We start from the raw sequence: 16,754 nt of genomic DNA, 5'->3' as shown, positions 1-16,754 counted from the left end.
TCGTTGTTAAATGTCAGTTGTCTCTATGCCAGCCGCTCCCGGCCCGTCAAGCCAACATTTTTGCTTTTTTCCGGTGCGGTTTTACGCGGCGCAATCCATCAGGCTCGCTGCGCATTATTCGCATTGCCGGCGACTTGTCTAATGGGGGGCGGCTCATCTGTCCAGCGGTATTTTGTGAAAATTTTACATCGCCAGACCACCATCCACGGCCAGCACCTGGCCGGTGATATACCGCGCGCCCGGACTGGCGAAGAACAGCACCGCCTCCGCCACATCCTCCGGTTGCCCCAGCGTGCCCAAGGGGACATTCTTGAGGATGGCTTCCTTCTGCTCGGCGGTCAATTTATCGGTCATGGCGGTCTGAATGAAGCCCGGCGCCAGGGCGTTGACGGTGATGCCCCGGCTGGCAAACTCACGGGCCGCCGACTTGGTGAAGCCAATGACGCCCGCCTTGCTGGCGCCGTAGTTGCACTGCCCTGCATTGCCCATGAGGCCAATCACCGAGGCAATGTTGATGATGCGTCCGGAGCGCTGCTTCAAAAAGCTCCGGCAAAAGGCCTGCGTGAACAAAAACGTGCCCTTCAGGTTGATGTCCAGCACGGCATCCCAATCTTCCTCGCTCATGCGCATGAGCAGGGTGTCGCGGGTGATGCCGGCGTTGTTCACCAGGATGTCCACCTTGCCGGCATCGGCCAGGATTTGGTCGGCCGCCGCCTTGACCTCCGCCGCGGAGGCCACGTTGGCGGCATAGCCCCAGGCCCGCCGACCCAGCGCTTTGATTTTGTCCACCGTTTCCTGGGTGAATTCGAGCTTCACATCCACCACGGCCACATCAGCGCCGGCCCCGGCCAGTTTCAAAGCGATGGCCTGGCCAATGCCGCGCCCGGCGCCGGTCACCACTGCCACTTGATTTTCCAAGAGTTGCATAACGCCCCAGATAAAGCCCCAAGCCGCGCCGGGGCACAAGCGGAAAGTTGAAAACAAGACTTTCTCTCCGTTGAACGTTCAGGTATAAAGCGGGTCAAAGCTAATGAAAGTCGGCCCATGCTTCTCCTGGGGGTGAAGCGTGTGTAAGGTCCAAAAATTAAACATCGGTTGATTCCCACCATGTCTAAAAGGTGTTTCCTTCCGTGGCTGCGCCCTTGGGGTGCGGAGTTTCCTCCTATCATCAGCGCCTGCCTCCTCCTGTTGTGGGGTGTTCCCGTTGTGCCACCGGCGGCCCGCGCCGCAGAGGAAGAGGGCTTTTTGCAGCAGGCCAGAAAATTGGAAAAAGCCCGCAACGCCGACTCTGCCTGGAAACCCAAATACAAGGAAGAAAAACCCATCAAAGTCACCGTCAAGGGCGGCTCGGTCAACAACTTCTGCCTGAGCCGCGATGGCCAGCTCCTGGTGTGCGTCGGCCTCAGCGAGGTAAAAGACAAGGGCGTCTGCGAGCTGCAAGTGCTTACCCCCTCCGGCAAACTGGTGAAGAAGGTGCCGTTGCCATTTAATCCCCAGGCGGTTTGCACGGACGACCAGGGCTTTATTTACGTGGGCGGCGGGGGCAAGCTCTGCAAACTCAGTTCTGAGCATAAAATCCTTGAAGAAAAGCCCGTCCCAGCCCTGCAAGTGCCCGCTGAAGAACAGAATAAATGGAAAGCCCAGATGAAGGAAGAGCTGCAGCGCCTGCGCAAAGAGTATGCAGAAATGAATCCCCACCTTCCGAAGGCGGATTTGGAGCGCATGCTGCAAGAAGCCCAGAAATCGGTGGAAAAACGGCGTGGTGATGTCACCGGCCTGGCGGTGGTAGGACGGGATTTATTTGTCGCCACCCCCTCCCCGGCGGCCTTTGGCTACATGGTGTGGAAGGTGGATGCCCGCTTGTCCCAGCCCAAGGCAGTGATAACCCGCTTGTCCGGCTGTTGCGGACAAATGGACATCCGTGGCCATGACGGAAAGCTGTGGGTGGCCCACAACGGGAAGCACAAGGTGGAATGCTATCAACCCAATGGGACCATGGTATCGAGTTTTGGCCGGTCGGACCTCGTTGCGGCCGATGGCTTCGGGGGGTGCTGCGAGCCGAAAAACCTCTGTTTCGCCCCCAACGGGGATATTCTGGCGGCGGAATCCGGCCCGCCGGTAGTGGTCAAACGTTTCACGGCCACAGGCCAATTCGTTGGCGTGCTGGCCTTGCCCACTTACAAAAGCGGCTGCGTGCGAGCCACCGTGGCCATCAGTGCGGATAATAATACCATTTATCTGCTCAACCCAGGGGACAACGCCATTCACGTTTTCAGCCTATAATTGGCCATCACTCAGGGAGAGCCAATATGAGGCGATGGCAATATTTTGGGCTGGTCAGCACGCTCGGACTGTGCGGCTGGCTGCAAGCCGCCACACCAGCTTATCCACCATCCCGGCTGACGATTCTGGTGATGGACCCCCTGGCCAAAGCATTGTGCTGCGCCTGTGTGGCGGGCACCGGCCAGCGGGACTATGACGCCTTGGGGCATCATTTCTCCAAGACCCTGAAAATGCCGGTCGAGGTGAAATATGCCATCACTCCCCATGAAGCCCTGAGGGCGGTCTTGCCTCGGGGGCCAGACTTGATTATTGGCAAAGAATCGCTCATTCCGCCCCTGGCCGAGTCCTGGAAATGGCCCATCCAGCCGGTGGCCCGCTTAACGGATTTGCAGGGCAAAACCACCTTGACCGGCTTGTTTGTGGTGCCTGCGGCTGACCCAGCGCAAGACCTTGCAGATTTGGAGGGCCGGGACTTGTGGCTGGGGCCGATGGAGGAAGTGGAAAAGCACGGCGCAGCCATGGCTGCGCTGCGGGGAGCCGGGATCACGCCGGGCACGGTTACCAAGATTTCGCCCAGTTGCACCACTACGGCGCAGGAGCTGCTGGACTTAGCGGGACGGCCCTCGCCGGTGGGGGTGGTGTCCAGCTACGCCCTGCCTTTGTTGGAGGGCTGCGGCAACATCCCCCGCCGCTCGCTCCGCCTGGTTGGGCGCACCGCGCCAGTCCCGTTTATTACCGTCTTCCGGTACCGCGACTTGGAGCCGCCGCTGGCAGAGGCCATGGAAGCGGCGTTATGGGCCGTGGGGAAAAACCGGGCGTTGTGCAAGCGGCTGGAATCGCGCGATGGTTTTATACCGTATGAGGACCCCGCCAAAGCCTTGCAGGAATGGCCGGGCTGGGGCGGGGCGCAACGGCGCGGCTTGACGGCTGAATTGCCGGCGGCTTTGCCGCAACCGTTGCCCATGCTCTGGGAACGCAAACTCAATCACGCCGGCCTGGGCGGCATCGCGGTGGCCCAAGGGTATGTGGTGCTGGGGGACCGTGACCCGCTGGACCAAGCCGACGTGTGGCGCTGTTATCGCGCCGACTCCGGGGAGGCTGTCTGGGCCATCATGCAACGCACCCGCGGACTGCGGCTGGATTACGGGAATTCCCCCCGCGCCACCCCCTTGCTGGCGCAAGGACGAGCGTATTTGCTGGGCGCTTATGGAGACCTGCTGGCGGTGGAGCTGGCCTCCGGCAAAGTGCTTTGGAAACGGCATCTGGTCAAAGACTTCCAAGGTTGCAGGCCCAAGTGGGGCTATGCCAATTCCCCCCTGCTTTATGAAAACCGGCTCTGGGTGTTGCCGGGCGGCACGAAACGTTTTGTCGCCGGGCTGGACCCGGCCACCGGCAAAATTCTGTGTGCCGGGCCGGGCAGCGGCGCACCTGCTTACGCGGCGCTGATGGCGGGCGAGTGGCAAGGCCGCAGCCAGGTGGTGGCCTACGACGAAAACAGCCTGAGTGCATGGGACACGCAAACGGGGCTGCCCTTGTGGAAACTGACCCCGCCGGTGGAAGGCGACTTCAACGTGCCCACGCCCATGGCCCTCGGGGATGGCCTGCTGCTGGCCACCGAGAACAACGGCGCCCGCTGGCATCGGTTTGACGGGCGGGGGCGTCTCAACCCGCAACCCACCGCCAAGTACCAGCCTCTCCATCCCGTGACGGCCACCCCCATCGTGGTGGGCCAGCGCGTGCTCGGCGCCTGCGACGGTTTGCATTGTCTAGACTGGCGGGCGGACCTGAAGCAGTGGGTTACCCTCTGGAAAAACGAGGAGGACGCCTGGGCCGAGCATGTCTCCTTCATCTCAGATGGCCAGCGCATTTTGGCTCTGGGATTTCGCGGAGATTTGCTGCTGTTGGACGCGACTGCACCGGATTTTCGGCCGCTTGCACACCAACGATTGTTTGAAGAAGACGAGGAATTGTATGCTTTTCCCGCCGTGGCACAGGGCAAACTTTACGTGCGCGGCCGCCAAGTCCTGCGGTGTTACAATTTGGCAAAGTAGCCCTGCCCCAGAGGGTCAGGCAAGCAGGCTTCCTCACACCTGCCACGGCGCACGGCTGGGGCGGGTGAGCAGGCGGTTGGCGGCCTCGCTGTTGCGGAAGCGTTCGGCCTCGGGGTCCCATTGCAGTTTGCCGCCCACCTCGATGGCAATGTGCCCAATCTGGCAGAGGGTGGTGGTGCGATGTCCCACTTCAGCCGGAATCATGGTTTCCCGGCGTGACTTGACGCAGTTCACAAAGTCCTGCTTTTCCGTCAACAGCGGGAAGGAAATATCGTTGGGGCCGGGTTTCCAGGAGAGCCAGGCCTCGTTGGAGGCGATGAAACCCTCCGCCTTGAACCAGGTGTGTTCAATCCAGCCTTCGGCGCCCTCCACGCGGACAAATGGCCGGCCGGCATTGGAGTAGAAGACTTCCACCCCGCTGGCATAACGGTAGCGCACCTGAAAATCCTGCAAGACATCCCAAAGATTGTCCTGAGGAAACACCCCCGTGCCCTCGACTTCCACCGGTCCGGTGCGCTCGGTGTTCAACGCCCATTGCACAATGTCGAGAATGTGCGCGCCCCAGTTGGCAATCATGCCCTGCGAATAATCGCGAATCATCATCCAGCCCGGGCGCTTGGAGGCATCACGGACGGGATGCACCCGCTGCTCGGTATAAGGCCGTGCCGGGGCGGGGCCTTGCCACAAGTCATAATCGAGGTCTGGCGGCACAGGCATCGCCGGCGGCCGCTGGGCCAGCGGGGCGAGGTCTTTGGGCACGCCAGCCAGGACGCGTTGCACCTTGCCCAGCAGGCCGTTGCGAACCACCTGCACGAGCTGGAGAAATTTCAACTCGCTGCGCACTTCGGTATCCGTGCGAAAAACCCGCTGATGCTGGCGGACGGCATTGACAATGGCGCGCCCTTCAGCCACGGAGAGGGAAATAGGTTTTTCCAAGGCAATATCCTTGCCGGCGCGCGCGGCGGCCACCGCCATATAAGCATGCCAGTGGTCGGGGGTGGAAATCATCACGGCATCCACATCTTTGCGGGCAAGCACCTCGCGGAAATCGCGGTAGGCGGCACAACCGCGAAACTGGCCGGAAGCACGCTGGGCGGCGTAGGCTGCCTCCACCTTCTGGCGGGCTTGCTCCAGCCGCCAGGCGTCCACGTCGCACACCGCCACCACCTGGGTTTCGCGGGAGCTCAAGTGCCAGGGAAGGTTGGCATATAGGGCCTGACGTCCCATGCCGATGAACCCCATGGCAACGCGGTTGGAAGGGGCAACTTGGGCGTCCGCGCCCAGCGCCGCAGCGGGGATGACGTCCGGGAAAGCAAGGGCACCGCCAGCGAGAGCCACGCGGCGCAGGAAAAGGCGGCGGGAGGAGGGAGTGGAGATGGCAGACAGGTCAACTCTCATGGGAAGAAGAATCCACTGATTTCTTTTTCCTTGCGGACTGTCGTACTTTGAAGAGGCGTTCGGTAAGACCACCTTCTTGTTCAAAAGCTCTTGCTTGAGCTTGAATTTGGCGCCCCAAAAGCGCCATGGCCACGCCACATAGGACATGGGCCGCGTTGGCTGCAGTTTGAGCATAAAGCTCCTGAATGGACTCTATGGACACGATGGACTTTCCATGCCGTCCATCTTGTCCATTTTTCCATTCGGTCTGTGCTATTTGCTTTACCCATTGCGCTACTTCATCGGCTGTTTTACACCGGCGCTTAATCAGCGCCAGTCGGCGAGGATCATCCTGCGCCCAGAGCGTCCATCCTCGTTGACGCAAAAAATCTTCATAGTCCAGGCGCAACTCCTCGATACTGGCGCGCGCAACATTGGTTAGCTTCAGTTCCATTTTTCGGGAGGTGGCGCTGGCTACGCTGCCTTCGGCAATGTTTTGAACGCCTGACCGTGCTGCCTGCACCATCTGGTCATGGGTTCTACTACTTTTATCAATGAAACGCCCGCAAAAGCGTACCGTTACGTCGTACAAGAGCTGGGCAACCTGAAAGCTCCTTAAATTCCGAAAGCCACCATGCTTGGGGATCAGGTTGTCCATGGTCTTACGCTCCGCCATCGGGCTGCTGGCTTGAATCGCCCTGAAATGCGTGCTGTTTCAGGATGAGTTTTGCAGACTGGCGGACGGCGGCAGCGAGTTCCGGCGGCGCAATCACCTGACAATGGCCGCCCCAGCTCAAGACCCACCGCTGTACTTCGGTGAGGCCGGACAGGCGAAAACTCACTTCCACGCCCCCATCCGGCAAATCCCGCAGTTGCTGGCTCTCATGCCACTTTTTCTCGCGCAAATAGTCCGCAGCAGCGGCGGGAAAACGCAGCACCACCTGGTAATCCCCAGTCCCCTGCACCACGCCAAAACTGCCGCGCAGCCAGTTCTCCAGCGAAAACTTTTTGGGGCGGTTGAAGGTTTTGCCGGTGGGGACGGCGGATTGGATGCGCATGGGCACAAACGTCCGGGTGGCCTGGCGCAGATGGTCGTAGGCGAAGAGGTACCATTCCCCGTTGATGTTGGCCAGGTGGTAGGGGTCCACCGTGCGCTCTTCCACCGGCCCGCCGCCGGGCTTGCGATATTGCAGGCGCAACTGCCGCCGATGGCTCACCGCCTCCGCCAGGGTGTGAAACACCTCCAAATCCAGCAGCGGCTCCACGCGGGTGCGGAAGGAGATGCTTTGCTGGAGGTCTTGCAGGGCTACGCTGATGGTCTCCGGAAGGCCGGCTGCAATTTTTTCAATGGCGGCCAGCAGGGGCTTTTCAAACGGCGTGCCGCGATATTGACCGAGGGCCTTTTCCGCCAGCACCAGGGCAAAAAGCTCCCCTTCGCTGATGCTCACGGCGGGCAGGTCGGTGACAGGGGCAGTGTAGTAATAACCGTTGCGCCGTGGGTCAAATTCCAGCGGCAGCTCCAGGCGGTCGCGCATGAACTCGAGGTCGCGATAAATGGTTTTGGGATTGACCTCCAGTTCCTGTGCCAACTGGCGCGCGTTGGGATAGCGGCCCCGGGCGATTTCGTGATGGATGCGCCGCACACGATCCAAGGGCGGGCGCGTGTGTTGCACCGTCCGGGGTGTCGTTTTGGGGGCGCGCTTGCCCATGAGCCGGGCACGGCGGCGGGCCGGAGCGGTCAACCGCGGTCCAGCTTGGCCAGCAGCTCGTCGTTGGTCTTGTGCTTTTTGCAGGCGGCAATGAGGGTTTCCATGGCCTCCACGGGGTTGAGGTCCACCATCATGCGCCGCAATTTGCGCACGGATTCAATCTGGTTTTTGGGGAAGAGCTTTTCTTCCTTGCGCGTGCCGCTGCGGGGAATGTCAATCGCCGGGAACAGGCGGCGGTCACTGAGCTTGCGATCCAGCACCAGCTCCATGTTGCCGGTGCCCTTGAACTCCTGGAAAATCAATTCGTCCATGCGGCTGCCGGTTTCCACCAGGGCGGTCGCGATGATGGTCAGGGAGCCACCCTCTTCAATCTTGCGGGCCGCGGCGAACATTTTGCGCGGAATTTCCAGGGCGCGGGCATCCACGCCGCCGGTCATGGTGCGGCCGGAGCCGCCATGCACGCTGTTGTAGGCGCGGGCCACGCGCGTGATGGAGTCAAGCAGCACAAACACATCCTTCTTGGCCTCGACCATGCGACGGCAGCGTTCAATCATGAAGCGCGACAGGCGCACGTGGGTTTCGAGGTCCTGGTCATTCGAGGAGGCCACCACCTCGGCCTTGACCGAGCGCTGGAAGTCGGTGACTTCCTCCGGACGCTCGTCAATGAGCAGCACCAGCACGTGCACCTCGGGATGGTTGGCGGTGATGGCGTTGGCGATTTGCTTGAGGATGGTGGTCTTGCCGGTGCGCGGAGGCGCCACAATCAAACCGCGCGTGCCCTTGCCAATGGGGGTCACCAGATCAATGATGCGCGTCTCAATCAGGTCGGGCGTCGTCTCCAGCTTGAACTTTTCCACCGGGTCAATGGTGGTCAAATTCTCGAAGCGCAGGGTCTTGACGTATTCTTGAAAGGGCATCCCATTAACTTTTTCCACCGCCCGCAACTGCGGGCTGGTGCCGCGATGGGGCGGCTGCAGGGTGCCTTCCACCAGCGCCCCTTCCCGCAAGAAACTGCGTTTGATGGTGTCCGGTGTGACAAAAATATCAGTGGGCTTGGGCGCAAAAAAATTGTCCGGGGACCGCAGAAAGCCGAACCCCTTTTCCGAGATTTCCAGATATCCCGAGCCGTAATCGGGATAATGGGCCGAATTGGCATGTGAACCCATAAGGATGTAACTATCTAACTAACTTTGTGTTGTGTCACCAGGCCATGGAACTTCCAGAAACCAACCCCGAAACGTTTTGAACGTTGAACCTTCGGGAAAGCCGCCGCACTCCAATGAACACTTAAACCACTTAACCTGATTGCTGTGCCGACGCGGCTGCGCCTGTGACGAGGGAAAATTAACCCATTTTCCTCCGCATGCAACAATTATTTTTCAGGAATTTCAGGGCGGAGCCACTGCGCGAATGGCGCCCAAGCCTTGGCCCCAACCTCCCCCTGCCCCGCCCTCCGCCGCCCGGCCACTAAAAAGCCATGGCCGCTCAAAAGTCCGCATTTTTAGGCGTGCGGGCAAAGGGGATGACGTCCCGGATGTTGCTCACGCCGGTGAGGAACATGAGGAGGCGCTCAAAGCCGAGGCCGAAGCCGGCATGCGGCACGGTGCCGTACTTGCGCAAATCGGCGTACCACCAGTAATCCGCTGGGTTCAGCTTGTGGAAAGCCATCTGCTCCTGCAGGCGGTCGGGGCGTTCTTCACGTTGGGCGCCGCCAATGACCTCGCCAATGCCGGGCACCAGCACGTCCATGGCCGTGACGGTCTGGCCGTCATCGTTCACCCGCATGTAGAAGGGTTTGATTTCGCGCGGGTAATTAAACACCGTCACGGGACACTTGAAATGCTCCTCCGTGAGATAGCGCTCGTGCTCGGATTGCAGGTTGACCCCGTAGCGCACGGGAAATTCAAACGCCTTGCCCGAAGCTTGTAGAATCTGGATGGCCTCGCTGTAGGGAATGCGCTGGAAAGGACGCTCGACGACAAATTGCAGGCGGGCAGCGACTTCCTTGTCCACGAATTTATTGAAGAAGGCGAGGTCCTCGGCGCAATGGTCCAGCATGTGGCGCGCCATGGCCTTGATGAACTCCTCGGCCAGGTCCATGTCGGCCGCCAGGTCACAAAAGGCCATCTCCGGCTCAATCATCCAAAACTCCGCCGCATGCCGGGCGGTGTTGGAGTTCTCAGCGCGGAAGGTGGGGCCAAAGGTGTAGATGCGCGAGAGCGCGCACGCCAGCGCCTCGCCTTCAAGCTGGCCGCTTACGGTCAAGTAGGCCGGCTTGCCAAAGAAATCGTCCTCCGGTTTTTCGCCCGGCTCGCCCTTGAGGGTGGTCACGCGGAACATCTCCCCCGCCCCTTCGCAATCACTGGTGGTGATGATGGGCGTGTGCACGTACACAAAGTCGCGCTCCTGGAAAAACTGGTGCACGGCATGCGCCAGCCGGCTGCGCGTCCGGAAAACGGCCCCAAAGAGATTGGAGCGCGGGCGCAAATGTGCAATGGTGCGCAGAAACTCCAGCGTGTGCCCCTTTTTCTGGAGCGGATAAGAGGCATCTGCCGGCCCCACCAGCTCCACCCGGCTGGCGTGCACTTCCCATTTCTGCCCGGCAGCGGGCGAGGCTACCAGCGCGCCTTCGATGATGACGGACGCGCCGGTAAGGATGTGGGTGATTTCTGCGTTGGCCGGCGTGCCTTCGTTGACCACCACCTGCAGGTTGGCCAGGCAGGAGCCATCATTGATTTCAAAAAAGGAAAAACCTTTGGCGTCACGGCGGGTGCGCACCCAGCCCTGGACGATTACCTTTTCCTGGGGCGCCTGCGCGTGCAACAAGTGTTTAATCAATTGATGCATGCGCGGGAGGATAATCGCTGGCGCGCGGCGGGACAAAAGAAAAGTGTGGTGACAAGGGCCGCCCCATAAAGGAAAAACCCGCGTCACGGAGACGCGGGTTTTTGCCCGAGTTAAGATTGTAGCGCAGGTTATTTGGCCGCTTCGGCCGTGGCCGCCGGAGCTGGCGCAGCCGCTTTGTCTTCCGTGGTTTTGGCGGTTTCCGGTTGCGCGGCCGGCAACTCCACCCATTCCAGGATGGCCTCCTGGGCGGCGTCACCACGGCGCTGGCCGAGCTTGACGATACGGGTGTAACCCCCCGGACGATTTTTCTGGGCCGGCGCGATTTGGTTGAACAGGATTTTCACGGCGTCCTCCTGGTGCAGCCGGGCGGCCGCCAGGCGGCGGGCATGCAGCGTGCCGCGTTTGCCGAGGGTGACCATTTTCTCGGCCAGGCTGCGCGCGGCGCGGGCCTTGGCAAGGGTGGTGGTCACCCGTTTGTGTTTAATGAGGCTGCACACCAGGTTGGCCAGCATGGCATTGCGATGCTGGAACTGGCGGCCAAGCTTGGCGGTGCGTTTTAAGTGGCGCATAAGGCATCAGTCGTTGCTCAAAAGGTTTTTGATGTCATCGCGGGCGGAAGAGCCGCTGGGGGCGGGCGCCGCTTCGATGAGGTCCGGGTCAAAGTGCATGCCCAGGGTCAGGCCCAGTGCCGCGAGTTTCTCTTTGATTTCGTTCAGCGATTTCTTGCCAAAGTTGCGGTACTTCAACATCTCCGACTCGGTCTTCATCGCCAACTGGCCCACGGTGGTGATGTTGGCGTTGTTGAGGCAGTTGGCGGCGCGCACGCTCAGCTCGATTTCGTTGACGCTCATGTTGAGCAGCTTCTTGAGCTTGGCGCGCTCGTCATCCTGACGGTCCACCTGCTCTTCAAATTCCACCGCGTTCTTGTCATAGCCCACAAAGACATCCAGGTGCCGCTGCAGGATGGCCGAGGCCTGGGTCAGGGCGTCATCGGGCGAAATCCGTCCATCGGTCCAGATTTCGAGAATCAGGCGGTCGTAATCGGTGCGCTGCCCCACGCGCGCGGCCTCCACGGAGTATTTCACGCGGGTAACCGGCGAGAAGATGGAGTCAATGGGAATGACGCCAATGGCCTGGTCGGGCTTTTTGTTTTCATCGCCCGGGCAGAAGCCGCGGCCCACCTTGACGGTCAGTTCCATCTCCAGCTTGCGCTTCTTGTCGAGGGTGCAGATTTTCTGCTTGGGATTCACCAGCTCCAGGTTTTGGTTGAGCTGGATGTCCTCGGCCAGAACGTCGCCTTCCTTGTTGACGGAAAGGTACAGGACCTGTTCTTCCCGGCTGTGCGCCTTGAAGCGGACCTTCTTGAGATTGAGCACGATGTCGGTGACGTCTTCGACGACGCCATCCACCGTGGCAAATTCGTGCATGGCGCCTTCGATGCGCACGCTGGTGATGGCCGCCCCTTCCAGGGAGGACAGCAACACGCGGCGCAGCGAGTTGCCGATGGTGTGGCCGTAACCGGTTTCAAACGGTTCGGCGATGAATTTGGCGTAGGTTTCGGTGGCGGTGGTTTCATCCTTGACCAACCGCTTGGGCATCTCGAAACGGCCTAGACGTACTGGCATGGTTCAGTTCCTTTCCGGCAAATTTAACCTGGCGACCCCCGGGGATTTATTCCCGCAACCCGGGAGCGCCCGTATATTTGCCCTGCCCCGCAAGGGGCGAGTTATGGTTTAGCGGGAATAAAATTCGACCACCGCCTGCTCGTTGGCGATGGGCTGGATTTCATCGCGGGTCGGGATGCGCATCACGCGGCCCTTGAAATTGTCCTTCTCGAGCGCCAGCCAGTCCGGCACGGCGCGGCTGGTGGACATCTCGAGGTTGCGCGTCGCCATCTGCCGGCTCACGTTGTGATTGCGGACTTCAATCTCGTCGTTGACCTTCAGGGTGTAGGACGGAATGTTCACCTTGCGCCCGTTGACGCGAATGTGCCCGTGGGTGACCATCTGGCGCGCCGCTGGCCGCGTGGGGGCAAAGCCGAGGTGATACACCACATTATCCAGCCGACACTCCAGCAATTGGAGCATTTGCTCGCCAGTCACACCCCGGCGGCGCAGGGCCTTTTCGTAAACGCCGCGGAACTGGCGCTCCTGCAGGCCGTAGTAATAACGCAGCTTCTGTTTTTCAATCAGACCCAGCGCATATTCGGTGACCTTGCGGCGGGCCTTGGGGCCGTGCACGCCCGGCCCGTATTGGCGGCGCTCCAAATACTTGGACGGGCCGAAGATGGGGGTCTTGAACCGGCGGCTGATGCGAACGCGTGGACCAGTATAGTGTGCCATGGACTTGAAAAATTAATCGGGGTTGCGGTTAGACACGGCGTTTCTTGCGCGGACGGCACCCGTTATGGGGCACGGGGGTCACGTCCTTGATTACGGTGATTTCCAGGCCAATCGTCTGCAAGGCGCGAATGGCCGCCTCGCGGCCGGAGCCGGGGCCTTTGACGTGGACCTCCACTTCCTTCATGCCGTGGGACATCGCCTGGCGGGCGGCCTCCTGCGCCACCTGCTGGGCGGCAAAGGCGGTGCTTTTGCGGGAGCCTTTGAAGCCCACGCGGCCCGCGGTTGCCCACCCAATCACGTTGCCGTGCATGTCCGTGATGCTGACCTGGGTGTTGTTGAAAGTGGCCAGAATGTGCGCAATCCCGCTGACAATGTTTTTGGCACCCTTGGCTTTGATGATTTTCTTGGCGGAAAGATCATCGCCCAAAAGTTCCGCCGCCGTGGGAGCGGAAGCGGCTGCAGGCGGAGTGCCGGGTGCCGGCGTCTCCGCTGGCTTGGCCTCGGCGGCAGGCTTGGCCTCAGCCGCCTTGGCCTCAGCCGCCTTGCCTTCGCCAGCAGCGGCCTTCTTGGCAGCCTTGGCCGGTTTTTCCGCGGCCGGCGCGGCGGCTTCTGGTTTGGATTCCTTGGGAGCAGGAGCGGGTTTTTTGGTCTCGTCAGACATAGCAGGTTAAACAGGGATTAATGGATGCCCGCCTTGGCGTTGGGATTGCGCACCACCCCCACGGTTTTGCGCGGTCCTTTCCGGGTGCGGGCGTTGGTTTGGGTGCGCTGGCCGCGCACGGGCAGGCCGCGCAGGTGCCGGATGCCGCGATAGCATTTGATGGCCTGCAGACGTTTGAGGTTCAGGCCAATTTCGCGGCGGAGGTCGCCTTCAATGACGTATTTGCCGTCCTGAATGGCATGGACGATTTGGGAGAGCTGCTGCTCGGTCAAATCCTTTGCCCGCGTGCCCAGCGGAATGTTGGCGCGGCGGCAGATTTCCAGGGCCGTGGTGGGGCCGATGCCGTAAATGTAGCGGAGGGCGATTTCGATGCGTTTTTCGCCCGGAATTTCAACGCCGATGATGCGTGCCATAGTGTTCTTGAATTAAAAAGCTCAACCTTGCCGCTGCTTGTGGCGCGGATTGGTGCAAATGACGCGAATCACGCCTTTGCGTTTAATAATCTTGCAGTTTTCGCACAGTTTCTTCACCGATGCCCGTATCTTCATAACTTCACTCCAAAATCACCGTGGAGAGGCGTCCAAGCGCCCCACCAGCCGCCCCTTGCTCAGGTCCAGGGGCGAAAGTTCCGCCATCACGCGCTGGCCCACCTCGTAGCGGTCGCCGGCTGCCGCGCGCCGGGCGGTGACAAAGGCCAGAAATTGATGACCATTGGCCAGTTCCACCCGGTACAACCGTTCTTTGAGCACGGCGATCACGACACCTTCAGCGCGAATGATGTTTGATTCGTGCACGTCAGGATTTCCGGCTCGCCTTCCGTCACCAGGACGGTGTGCTCAAAATGGGCGGACAGTGAACCATCTTCGGTCACCACTGTCCAGCCATCTTTCAAGCGTTTCACCCCGGGTTTGCCGGCATTAACCATCGGTTCAATGGCCAGCGTCATGCCCGGCCGCAACAGCGGCGACGGGCGTCCCGGTTCCACAAAATTGGGCACCTGCGGTTCTTCGTGCATGTGGCGGCCCACCCCGTGGCCCACGAATTCGCGCACCACGCTGAAGCCCTGGCTTTCCACATGCTGCTGGACCGCGCGGGAGATGTCCTTCACCCGGTTGCCCGCCAAGGCGGCGGCAATGCCGCGCTGGAGGGCGGTTTCGGTGGCCTCCAACAGCCGCGCGGCCACCGGGTCGGTGCAGCCGCCCGCCGCCACTGTCCGGGCGTTGTCACCCACAAAACCTTCATAATAGACCCCCACATCAATGCTGACAAGGTCGCCAAAAGCAATCCGCCGGGGACCCGCCAGGCCGTGCACCACCTGCTCGTTGATGGAAATGCAGGTGTGGCAGGGGTATTTCAAGTTGCCCACCCGATACCCCAGAAAGGCGCTGCGGGCGTTGTAATGCTTGATGCGCTCGGCGGCATAATCATCCAATTCCTGCGTGGTCACTCCGGGGGCCACCGCGGCGGCCACTTCATCCAAAACAGCGCGCGCCACGCGGCAAGCGGCCCGCATGGCTTCCAAATCGCGTCCTGTTTTGATGACAATCATCACCCCAAGGTCTTTCACCGGCCGTCCGCCGCGCTCAGATGCGCCCGCGCAGGCGGCCTTTCTTCAGGAATCCGTCATAATGGCGCATCAGGAGGTGGGTCTCCATCTGGCGCATGGTGTCCAACATCACACCCACGGTGATTAACAAACTGGTGCCGCCAAAAAACTGGCCCACCTGATACGGCACATTCATTACCTTATACAACAAATCTGGAATAACGGCAATGATCGTCAGGAACACCGCGCCCGCCAGGGTGATCCGGCTCATGGCATGATGCAGGAAGTCGCTCGTCGCCTGGCCGGGCCGGACCCCCGGAATGTATCCGCCGTATTTCTTCAAATCATCCGCAATCTGAATTTCATTGAACTGGGTGGCAACCCAGAAATAGGAGAAAAACATGATCATCAGCCCGTAGATGAGAAAGTAGGCCGGCTCGCCGTGGTTCAGCGAGGCCCCAATGGCGCGGAAGATGCCCTTGAGACCGGCCCCCACGCCGGGCAGGTTGCCCAGACTCTCCAGGATTTTTTGCGGGAACATGAGGATGGCCTGGGCGAAGATGATGGGCATGACGCCCGCGTAGTTGACGCGCAGGGGCATGAACGAAGTGCCGCCCTGATAAACCTTGCGGCCCACGGCGCGCTGGGCGTACTGCACCGCCACCTTGCGCTGGGCCTGAGTGATGGCAATGGTGCCCGCCACCACCGCCGCCAGCATCAGAATCAAAAAGACACCGTGGAAGATGGTGAACTTCTCGGCAATCGCGCCACCGGCGGAGAACATGTCCACCAGGGCATGGCCGGCCTGGGGCACCCGGGCCACAATACCGATGGTGATGATGAGGGATACGCCATTGCCAATGCCCCGATCCGTGATCTGCTCGCCCAGCCACATGAGCAGCAGCGTGCCGGTGGTCAGGATGACGGTGGTCTGAATGCGGTAAAACCAGCCCGGATTGCGCACCAAATCTTCCGTGAGGCCGGGGAACATTTCCCGCGGGTTCTCCCACACGTGCGCCATGATCATGCCCCATCCCAGACAGAGCAGCACGGTGAGGTAACGGCCATACTGAATAATCTTGGTGCGCCCGCCCTCCTCGCGCGCCAGTTTGCTGAGCCGTGGAATCACCGCGGTGAGCAACTGGATGATGATGGTGGCGCTGATGTAAGGCATGATGCCCAGCGAGCCAATAGCGCAGCGCTCCAGCGCGCCGCCGGTGAACAGGCTGTACATGCCCATCAACCCCCCGCCCTGCCCCTGCTGTTTTTCCAGGTCGCGGAAGTACTCAAACAACACCGACCCGTCCAGGCCGGGAATGGGGATGACCGCCACCAACCGGCACACCGCCAGAATGAACAGGGTGAACAGGATGCGAGACTTCAGCTCCGGTATCCTGAAGGCATTGGTGAAGGTGTTGGCGATTTTCGCGAGCATAACCCCTGGTTTCCCCTTTCCGGTCAGGCTTTGGCCGCCGCGGCGGCCTTTTCGCAGACCCCGCCCAAGGCTTCAATTTTGGCGCGCGCCGAAGCGCTGAACGCGCTGGCCACCACGGTCAATTTCTTTTTCAGTTCGCCGTTGCCGAGAATCTTGATGCCATCCGCCTTGCCCCGCGCAAGGCCGCTTTGCCGCAACAGGGCTTCATCCACCCGCGCGCCGTCCTCAAAGCGATTCAGCGCCTCCAGGTTCACCGTCAGGTACCGCGTGGCAAAGCGGGCATTGTTGAAGCCGCGCTTGGGAATGCGGCGAATCAACGGCATCTGGCCGCCTTCAAAGGTGGGCCGGATGGAGCTGCCGGAGCGGGCGGTCTGGCCCTTGCCACCGCGGCCGCTGGTTTTGCCGTGACCACTGGATTCGCCCGCGCCGAGGCGTTTGCGGCGATGCTTGGCGCCGGGCCGGGGTTTCAAATCATGTAAACGCATAGGCAAATATCAACTGAC

General features: G+C 60.8%; 18 protein-coding genes. 2 read left to right on the top strand and 16 right to left on the bottom strand.

What is annotated here, in order from left to right:
- Positions 1-183: 183 nt before the first annotated feature.
- The gene (gene fabG / locus NXS98_RS00330) at positions 184-927 is read right to left on the bottom strand and encodes a 3-oxoacyl-[acyl-carrier-protein] reductase (protein WP_283846462.1); all 744 of its coding nucleotides are present in this window, start codon (positions 925-927) and stop codon (positions 184-186) included.
- Positions 928-1,107: 180 nt separating this feature from the next.
- On the opposite strand from fabG, the gene NXS98_RS00325 reads away from it, so the two are divergent.
- The gene (locus NXS98_RS00325; protein WP_283846461.1) at positions 1,108-2,283 is read left to right on the top strand and encodes an NHL repeat-containing protein; all 1,176 of its coding nucleotides are present in this window, start codon (positions 1,108-1,110) and stop codon (positions 2,281-2,283) included.
- Between the two features lie 26 nt (positions 2,284-2,309).
- Positions 2,310-4,334 carry a PhnD/SsuA/transferrin family substrate-binding protein gene (locus NXS98_RS00320; protein ID WP_283846460.1) on the top strand — a complete coding sequence of 675 codons (2,025 nt, stop codon included), beginning with the start codon at positions 2,310-2,312 and terminating at the stop codon, positions 4,332-4,334.
- Between the two features lie 33 nt (positions 4,335-4,367).
- Here the strand turns inward: NXS98_RS00320 and NXS98_RS00315 are convergent, their stop codons facing one another.
- The 15 genes from NXS98_RS00315 to rplO all read right to left on the bottom strand — a co-directional run bounded on the left by NXS98_RS00315 (position 4,368) and on the right by rplO (position 16,736).
- Entirely contained in the window at positions 4,368-5,732 is a 1,365-nt protein-coding gene (locus NXS98_RS00315; RefSeq protein WP_283846459.1) for a Gfo/Idh/MocA family protein, read from the bottom strand.
- Complete coding sequence (locus NXS98_RS00310) at positions 5,722-6,369, bottom strand: four helix bundle suffix domain-containing protein (protein WP_283846458.1); 648 nt, start codon at positions 6,367-6,369, stop codon at positions 5,722-5,724. Before NXS98_RS00310 ends, NXS98_RS00315 begins: the two co-directional genes overlap by 11 nt.
- A gap of 4 nt (positions 6,370-6,373) precedes the next feature.
- On the bottom strand, positions 6,374-7,420 hold the full coding sequence (locus NXS98_RS00305) for a helix-turn-helix transcriptional regulator (protein WP_283846457.1): 1,047 nt from the start codon (positions 7,418-7,420) through the stop codon (positions 6,374-6,376).
- 29 nt (positions 7,421-7,449) lie between these two features.
- Positions 7,450-8,586 carry a transcription termination factor Rho gene (rho, locus tag NXS98_RS00300; protein ID WP_283846456.1) on the bottom strand — a complete coding sequence of 379 codons (1,137 nt, stop codon included), beginning with the start codon at positions 8,584-8,586 and terminating at the stop codon, positions 7,450-7,452.
- Between the two features lie 319 nt (positions 8,587-8,905).
- Positions 8,906-10,267, bottom strand: coding sequence for an asparagine--tRNA ligase (gene asnS, locus NXS98_RS00295; RefSeq protein WP_283846455.1), 1,362 nt, complete (start codon positions 10,265-10,267; stop codon positions 8,906-8,908).
- Positions 10,268-10,395: 128 nt separating this feature from the next.
- Positions 10,396-10,836: a 50S ribosomal protein L17 gene (rplQ, locus tag NXS98_RS00290; RefSeq protein ID WP_283846454.1), complete on the bottom strand. Its 441-nt coding sequence runs from the start codon at positions 10,834-10,836 to the stop codon at positions 10,396-10,398.
- A gap of 6 nt (positions 10,837-10,842) precedes the next feature.
- The gene (locus NXS98_RS00285; RefSeq protein ID WP_283846453.1) at positions 10,843-11,892 is read right to left on the bottom strand and encodes a DNA-directed RNA polymerase subunit alpha; all 1,050 of its coding nucleotides are present in this window, start codon (positions 11,890-11,892) and stop codon (positions 10,843-10,845) included.
- 108 nt (positions 11,893-12,000) lie between these two features.
- The gene (gene rpsD / locus NXS98_RS00280) at positions 12,001-12,609 is read right to left on the bottom strand and encodes a 30S ribosomal protein S4 (RefSeq protein WP_283846452.1); all 609 of its coding nucleotides are present in this window, start codon (positions 12,607-12,609) and stop codon (positions 12,001-12,003) included.
- A gap of 28 nt (positions 12,610-12,637) precedes the next feature.
- Positions 12,638-13,270 (bottom strand): 30S ribosomal protein S11, encoded by a 633-nt coding sequence (rpsK, locus tag NXS98_RS00275; RefSeq protein ID WP_283846451.1) that lies wholly within the window; start codon positions 13,268-13,270, stop codon positions 12,638-12,640.
- 17 nt (positions 13,271-13,287) lie between these two features.
- Positions 13,288-13,683 (bottom strand): 30S ribosomal protein S13, encoded by a 396-nt coding sequence (gene rpsM, locus NXS98_RS00270; RefSeq protein WP_283846450.1) that lies wholly within the window; start codon positions 13,681-13,683, stop codon positions 13,288-13,290.
- Positions 13,684-13,704: 21 nt separating this feature from the next.
- A complete protein-coding gene (gene rpmJ / locus NXS98_RS00265) occupies positions 13,705-13,818 on the bottom strand; it encodes a 50S ribosomal protein L36 (RefSeq protein WP_283846449.1) in 114 nt (37 codons plus the stop codon).
- Positions 13,819-13,833: 15 nt separating this feature from the next.
- Positions 13,834-14,064, bottom strand: coding sequence for a S1 domain-containing protein (locus NXS98_RS00260; protein ID WP_283846448.1), 231 nt, complete (start codon positions 14,062-14,064; stop codon positions 13,834-13,836).
- Complete coding sequence (map, locus tag NXS98_RS00255; RefSeq protein ID WP_283846447.1) at positions 14,025-14,819, bottom strand: type I methionyl aminopeptidase; 795 nt, start codon at positions 14,817-14,819, stop codon at positions 14,025-14,027. The genes NXS98_RS00260 and map overlap by 40 nt, the downstream gene beginning before the upstream one ends.
- Before the next feature lie 34 nt (positions 14,820-14,853).
- Positions 14,854-16,251 carry a preprotein translocase subunit SecY gene (gene secY / locus NXS98_RS00250; RefSeq protein WP_283846445.1) on the bottom strand — a complete coding sequence of 466 codons (1,398 nt, stop codon included), beginning with the start codon at positions 16,249-16,251 and terminating at the stop codon, positions 14,854-14,856.
- A gap of 23 nt (positions 16,252-16,274) precedes the next feature.
- Positions 16,275-16,736, bottom strand: coding sequence for a 50S ribosomal protein L15 (rplO, locus tag NXS98_RS00245; RefSeq protein ID WP_283846444.1), 462 nt, complete (start codon positions 16,734-16,736; stop codon positions 16,275-16,277).
- Positions 16,737-16,754: the final 18 nt, after the last annotated feature.

The sequence above is a fragment of the Fontisphaera persica genome, from assembly GCF_024832785.1.
Classification (GTDB): domain Bacteria; phylum Verrucomicrobiota; class Verrucomicrobiia; order Limisphaerales; family Fontisphaeraceae; genus Fontisphaera; species Fontisphaera persica.
This window is presented reverse-complemented; position numbering and strand designations above follow the sequence as displayed.